Here is a 6960-nt window from a genome sequence, read left to right on the forward strand (position 1 = left end):
GTTTTATTTTATATTTTTTTGTGATAATCCTTCCTGCGCGAGCATGGTCTCCAGTACGGATATATCCGTAGACACATCCATTGCCGCTTCCTGGAACAAATCATCGAGCAGGTTCTCAAATGCAAGATTGATGGTATCAAGGGTGTCCTCTATCTCTTTCTTGGCAGTTGATATATTTTCGCCTTTGACAGGCTGATTGTCAAATTCTCTGTATGCATCCAGTAATTTTAATGTTGTGGGTAAAAAATACTCCGTAAATTTCTTTATTGCAGGAAATTTTTCCGGACGGGACTCCACATAATCATAAATTTTTCCCGTTACCTCTTCAAGTCTGTCTAATTTGCGGGAGATTTCTTCTCCCGGTATTTCGATATTGGCATTTCTTATTTTGCGAACAAATTGCCGTCCCTCATCAATTGCTTTTCTGGTTTCGGGATCCATCGCACCCTGCTCCTTACGGCGCAAAGCCTCTTCCTTTTCCCTCATCCTCATATTTTCCTGAGACCTGAGATACAGTTCATAGCTATCGTTATCCAACATAAAATATGTCTGCTTTTCATCAATATGCCCTTCGGGAAACATCCTTGCGGCAATCATTTTACGCAAATCCTTAGCTATATATCGGCTGCTGCGTCCCGTAGCATCAGCAAGATCCTTAATCAGGTAGTAGCTGAGGCCGTTCATCTCCGATACATACTTCCGGAACCTCTTTAACCTGCCCCGTATTGCTATCCCGTTGGATAATAAAACCGCACTTGCCACAAAGCACGGCAGCATTATAAACGATGTTACACCGGCCAGAGCACTGACTCCAAGCTTGTAGCCCAGTGTCCCCGTTGCAATCGATGCAATTAAAAATATACCGCTTCCGATTGAACCAAGCACGGTAAATACCGTACCCGAAACCTTTCCTACCGGAACAACAGTCTTATTATATCTGGCAGGTGATTTTGGTTTTACCGGAACTGACCTTCTGACCTCATCAAGTGCACCATTGACAACATTACGGACATCCTGATTCAATCTATTAAAATTCATACTGTTCACCGCATCCTGAACAATATTACGAATTTCATCACCTAAATTTAAACCTCCGCGGTTATTCATATTAGCCTCCAATCTTTTCTCCCATGAACAGCGCTTTATCTTCTAAGCTATATATCAAAGTGTCCGATTAAATATTTTCTGAAACCTGCTTATTTTATTTGGTAAATTATATCATATCCATTTTTTGAAATCAATATTAAAGGAACACTGCGAGCATGTCATAAAATATTACCCGCAATTATTATATACAATTAAACTGTTGTTCTCATTAAGCTTTCATTAATTCTTGCTTAAAAAATATCAGGAATACTTTATGGACACGTATAATATAGCTGCTTATTTGACAATTTAGTATATGCTGCTATAAAATATAATTATAGCAAGAGAAAGAGGTACAATATGAGAATTGATAGCTGGATCAGGACATTCTTTGATAATTTATATGATGGTATTTTAATTATTGATACAGATGAGGTCGTTAAATATATTAATCCTGCATATACAAGGATTACACATGTCAGTTACGATGAAATAGTGGGGAAAAAATTAAGGGAGGTAAGACCCGGCGCAAGACTCCCGAATGTATTAACGGCAAAAAAGCCTATAGCAGGTGTCCTGAGGGAAGAATTTGGTGTTGAATATTCGGTAAATATGTCTCCCATATTTGAGGACTCCGAATTGACAGGTGCAATTTCCGTAGTCAGTAATATAGACGACATATATAAATTATACCGGGATATAGGTAAATACAAATCAAGGGTTAAATCTCTGGAAAACAGAATCAATGCGATTCAAAAGGCAAAATATACTTTAGATGATATTATTTCAGTTGACATAGGCTCTATAGAAGTAAAAAATACAATTAAAAGAATATCTCAGAAGGATATTACTGTTTTAATATTTGGAGAAAGCGGAACGGGAAAAGAATTATATGCAAATGCAATCCATAACGAATCCGTGAGAGCAGATGGTCCTTTTATAGCAGTAAACTGCGCTTCTTTCCAGGGAAGCCTGCTGGACAGTGAATTGTTCGGTTATGAGGAAGGTTCATTTACAGGAGCGAAGCGGGAAGGTAAAATGGGTCTGTTTGAAGCTGCTAATAAGGGCACTATTTTTTTAGATGAAATCTCTGAAATAGATTTAGAAGTACAGGCAAAATTATTGAGAACCCTCCAGGAGGGAACAATCAGAAGAATAGGCAGTGTTAAGGAAGACGCAATTGATGTAAGAGTTATAGCCGCAACAAACAAGAATCTGGAGGATATGGTTCAGAGCGGAAGGTTCAGACATGATTTGTTTTACAGAATAGCTGTATTTCCTCTGATAATTCCTCCTCTCAGAGAAAGAAAAGACGACATTTTGCCCCTTGCGTATAATTATATAGAATCATTTAAGAACAGCTTAAAAAGAGATATTATTCTAAGCAAGGAAGCCGAATTGGTACTGTATAATTATGACTGGCCGGGCAATATCAGAGAATTGCGCAATTCCATAGAATTTGGAATAAATATGATGGAGGATAATGAAATAAAATATAATCATCTTCCTGTCAGGCTGCAAAGCTCTGTAAAAAAAGTAAATGACATTCAAAAATTAAGTGATAAAATAAAGGTAGTCGAAAAGCAGGAAATTATAAGAGCACTTAATTTACTCGGCGATGATATGGAAGGTAAGAAAAAATCGGCGGAAGCTCTCGGAATATCCCTGGCAACCTTATATAACAAGTTAAAATAAAGATATCATCTGATTAATCTTATTTCTAAAAAATTAGAAAAACAGTTTTTAATTCTAAATTTTTAGAAATCCCTGTGTCGGTGAAAATTCAATTTATTATTTGATAAAAAGATATCAAAGTTAAATGCATTTCTAATATATTAGAAATGCATTTTTTTACTGATGAAATTTACAGTAATAAATATTGATATTTCAAGAAAAAAAGTTTATACATAGTTGGCATGAAACTTGCTCATTATATATACGAAAAAAATAATTTATTTAGGAGGAAGTATGTTAGCAACTTTAGGATTTTTATCTGTAATATTATTATTGGTTGCGGTAATGACCAAAAAGTTAACGCCGACAGTAGCCCTTATAGCGGTTCCTACCGCGATGGCTTTAATTGGCGGATTTGGATTTGAAGTAGGTGGATTTATTACAAATGGGATTAAAACTATAGCACCTACCGGAGTTATGTTTATATTTGCAATATTATTTTTTGGTGTTTTAAGCGATGCAGGTACATTTGATCCGATAATTAAAAGGATTATAAAAGCGGTTGGGAACGATCCCGTGAAAATATCCATAGGAACTGCTATATTAGCAATGTTAGTACATCTGGACGGCTCGGGAGCCGTAACATTTTTGGTGACAATTCCTGCGGTATTGCCATTGTATAATGCTGTCGGGATGAGCAGATCTTCATTGGCAACGGTTGTCGCACTGGCGGCAGGTACTATGAATATAGTCCCTTGGGGAGGACCTACTATAAGAGCTTCCACATCATTGAATGTTCCCGTAACCGAGCTTTTTAACCCTCTTTTAATACCCGTTATAGCAGGCTTGATATTTGTTCTTGTAATTGCAGGATTTATAGGTAAAAAAGAAAAAGCAAGAATTGGAACTATTGCTCTTGCCAATATAGAAAGTACGAATTTGGAAGAGGATACTGAAAAATTAAAATTACAAAGACCAAAATTATTTGCGGTTAATATATTATTGATAATTGCAGCTATAGGTATAATGATATCAAATTTATTGCCGCCGCAGGTTGTATTTATGTTTGCGTTCTGCCTGGCGGTTGTAATAAATTATCCGAATGTGAAAGAGCAGAGAGCGCGTGTGGATGCACATGCCAAGGAAGCATTGATGATGGCAAGCGTATTATTTGCCGCAGGTGCATTTACAGGAATAATGAAGGATACCGGTATGATTACGGCAATGTCTGAAGTAATAGTAAACTTGATTCCTACAACCATGGGAAGATTATTACCCGTTATAACAGGTGTTTTGGCAATGCCTCTGAGCTTGCTGTTTGACCCGGATTCATTCTATTTCGGAGTTATGCCTGTATTGACAAGTACAGCAGGCCAATTCGGAGTAAATCCTATAATGGTAGGAAGAGCGGCAATTTTAGGACAAATGACCACAGGCTTCCCTGTAAGTCCGTTAACTGCAGCTACGTTTTTATTAACAGGTCTGGCAGGAGTAGATTTGGGTGACCATCAGAAGAAGACTATTCCTTATGCATTTCTGGTTACTATTGTAATGCTGGTAGTAGCTGTTGCAACAGGAGCAATTACAGTTTAAACAGGAGGAAATGAAATTGAAAAAAATAAGAATAGGAAGCGGCGCAGGATATGCCGGAGACAGGCTTGAACCTGCATTAGAGCTTATTGCAAAAGGTAATTTGGATTATATAAGCTTTGAGTGTCTGGCTGAAAGAACTATCGCCATAGCACAAAAAGCAAAATTGGTTAATCCGGATAAAGGCTACAACGGACTTTTGGAGCACAGAATGGACAAAGTGCTTCCGCTGGCTCATGAGCATAAAGTAAAGGTTATTACAAATATGGGTGCGGCAAACCCGCAAAGCGCCGTTGATGTAATTTGCAAAATGGCAGAAGAAAAAGGCATAAAAGGCTTAAAGGTAGCAGCCGTATACGGAGATGACGTACTTGACAAGCTGGATAAATACAAGAATACAACAGTTTGGGAAACAGGAAGACCTCTGGAAGAGCTGGATGGAGACATAATATCAGCCAATGTTTATATGGGTATTGACGGAATAGTGGAAGCTTTAAAAAATGGAGCGGATATTATTGTAACAGGCAGAGTTTCAGACCCCGCATTATTTCTGGCGCCGTTGGTTTATGAATTCGGCTGGGATATAAATAATTATGATTTGATGGGTAAGGGAACATTGACAGGGCATTTATTGGAATGCGGAGGTCAGGCTACCGGCGGATACTTTGCGGAACCGGGCAAAAAGGATGTTGAAAGGTTGTGGGAGCTGGGATTCCCCATAGCCGAGGTCAGTGAAAACGGAGAATTCATCATCACCAAGGTGGAAGGCTCGGGAGGAATTGTCAACAAGGATACCGTAACTGAACAGATGATATATGAAATCCATGACCCTGCAACATATTTTACACCCGACTGCGTGGCGGATTTTTCAAAAGTAACCTTCACCGAAAAGGGTAAGGATGTTGTGGAAGTCAAAGGTGCAACAGGCAGAGAAAAAACTGATACACTAAAGGTAAGTATCGGTTACAAGGATTGCTTCATCGGCGAAGGCGAAATAAGCTATGCAGGTCCGGGATGTCTGGACAGAGCCAAACTGGCAGCTGAAATAGTTGAAAAAAGGCTTGAGCTGACTAAAGTGAAATATGATGAATTAAGAATAGATTTTATCGGGATTAATTCAATTTATAAAAACTCGGACAGGAAATACAATGTCCCCGAAGAAGTAAGGCTGAGAGTGTCAGCCAGAACAAAGACCAGGTATGATGCGGACCAAGTAGGAAACGAAGTCGAAACACTGTATACCAACGGTCCTGCAGGCGGCGGCGGAGCCACTAAGGCAATAAGTGAAATTGTATCGGTAGCATCCATGCTGATTAACCGCAATGATGTGGAAGCCAAAGTAATTTATAAGGAGGTACTATAATGAAATTATGGGAAATAGCTCATTCAAGAACAGGAGATAAAGGTAATATTTCCAATGTATCTCTTATAGCATATGACGTAAAAAATTATGAATTGATAAAAGAAAAGGTAACACCCGAGGTTGTCAAAGAATGGTTTAAGGATATTGTCAAGGGAGAAGTCAAAAGATATGAGCTTCCTCAATTAGGAGCCCTGAACTTTGTAATGTATGACGCCCTCGGCGGAGGTGTAACAAGATCCCTGGCCCTGGACAAACACGGAAAAAGCTTAAGTTCATATCTGCTGGATATAGAAATATAGCTTAAGATAAAGCAGTGGCAACGCACACATGGTTTTATAAAAAAAGTGTGCGTTGCCCATCTTGCCGTCTTCATCCACCGTAACCTTTCCATACACCCATCCCTGAACAGAATCCGTGTCAACAACCGCCGGTTTATTGTTTCTCTATCTGTTCTGCCAAATCATTAAGATAAATCCATCTGTTCATTTTTTCTTCCAGCTGCTGTTCTGTTTCTTGCTTTTCATCCATTAATTTCTGCAGCTTGACATAATCAGCTGCATGAACTCCCATCTGTGATTCCAAATCAGCTATTATTGCTTCCAGATTTGCTATATCCTCATCTATAGTGCCATATTCCTTTTCTTCTTTAAATGAGAATTTAAGCTTCCTGGGCTTTTCCCTTATTTCTGTAAATTCCTTTTTTTCATATTTTTTAACTTCTTCGCGGCTTCTGTCTTCTGCTATCAAAGCTGCGGCATAATCAGAATAACCTCCGTTGTATTCCCTGACTGTTCCTGTATTGTCTCCGGGAAGTTCTAATATTGTTTTTACAACCTTATCCAGGAAATATCTGTCATGAGACACAATTATTACAGCTCCGTCAAAGCCCTCTATATAATCCTCCAATATAGTCAACGTTTCAATATCTAAATCATTGGTTGGCTCATCCAGCAATAATATGTTGGGTGCCTTCATTAGGATGCTTAAAAGAAACAGCCTTCTTCTTTCTCCGCCGGAAAGTCTGGAAATTGTGTTATACTGTACATCCGGTGTAAACAAAAATCTTTCAAGCATTTGCGATGCGGTTATTTTTCCTTCCCTTGTTTCAACAATTTCCGCTATATCCTTTATATAATCTATAACTCTTTGAGAATCGTCAACATCATCTGCTCTTGAGTTTCCGCAAAACAATCCACAGGATGGTAAAAACCCGTCATTACTTATCACAAGATTTAAAAAAACGCGAA

The 6960-nt window shown here is 38.4% G+C and carries 6 protein-coding genes; 4 read left to right on the plus strand and 2 right to left on the minus strand.

Features of this window, described 5'->3' with window-relative positions; all coding sequences use genetic code 11:
• Positions 1-3: 3 nt before the first annotated feature.
• Complete coding sequence (locus HZF24_RS14240; protein ID WP_179239005.1) at positions 4-1107, minus strand: 5-bromo-4-chloroindolyl phosphate hydrolysis family protein; 1104 nt, start codon at positions 1105-1107, stop codon at positions 4-6.
• A 339-nt stretch (positions 1108-1446) separates the two neighbouring features.
• On the opposite strand from HZF24_RS14240, the gene HZF24_RS14245 reads away from it, so the two are divergent.
• The 4 genes from HZF24_RS14245 (at position 1447) to HZF24_RS14260 (ending at position 6012) form a co-directional block, all read left to right on the plus strand.
• Entirely contained in the window at positions 1447-2781 is a 1335-nt protein-coding gene (locus tag HZF24_RS14245) for a sigma-54 interaction domain-containing protein (protein ID WP_179239006.1), read from the plus strand.
• A gap of 237 nt (positions 2782-3018) precedes the next feature.
• Entirely contained in the window at positions 3019-4353 is a 1335-nt protein-coding gene (locus HZF24_RS14250) for a CitMHS family transporter (RefSeq protein WP_322790747.1), read from the plus strand.
• 16 nt (positions 4354-4369) lie between these two features.
• Complete coding sequence (locus HZF24_RS14255; RefSeq protein WP_179239008.1) at positions 4370-5713, plus strand: acyclic terpene utilization AtuA family protein; 1344 nt, start codon at positions 4370-4372, stop codon at positions 5711-5713.
• The gene (locus HZF24_RS14260; RefSeq protein WP_179239009.1) at positions 5713-6012 is read left to right on the plus strand and encodes an AtuA-related protein; all 300 of its coding nucleotides are present in this window, start codon (positions 5713-5715) and stop codon (positions 6010-6012) included. Before HZF24_RS14255 ends, HZF24_RS14260 begins: the two co-directional genes overlap by 1 nt.
• A gap of 133 nt (positions 6013-6145) precedes the next feature.
• Here the strand turns inward: HZF24_RS14260 and HZF24_RS14265 are convergent.
• On the minus strand, positions 6146-6960 hold an 815-nt coding region (locus tag HZF24_RS14265), incomplete at its 5' end, for an ABC transporter C-terminal domain-containing protein (RefSeq protein ID WP_179239010.1).

Origin of the sequence: Sedimentibacter hydroxybenzoicus DSM 7310, from assembly GCF_013403245.1 — a bacterium.
GTDB classification, from domain to species: Bacteria; Bacillota; Clostridia; order Tissierellales; family Sedimentibacteraceae; genus Sedimentibacter; species Sedimentibacter hydroxybenzoicus.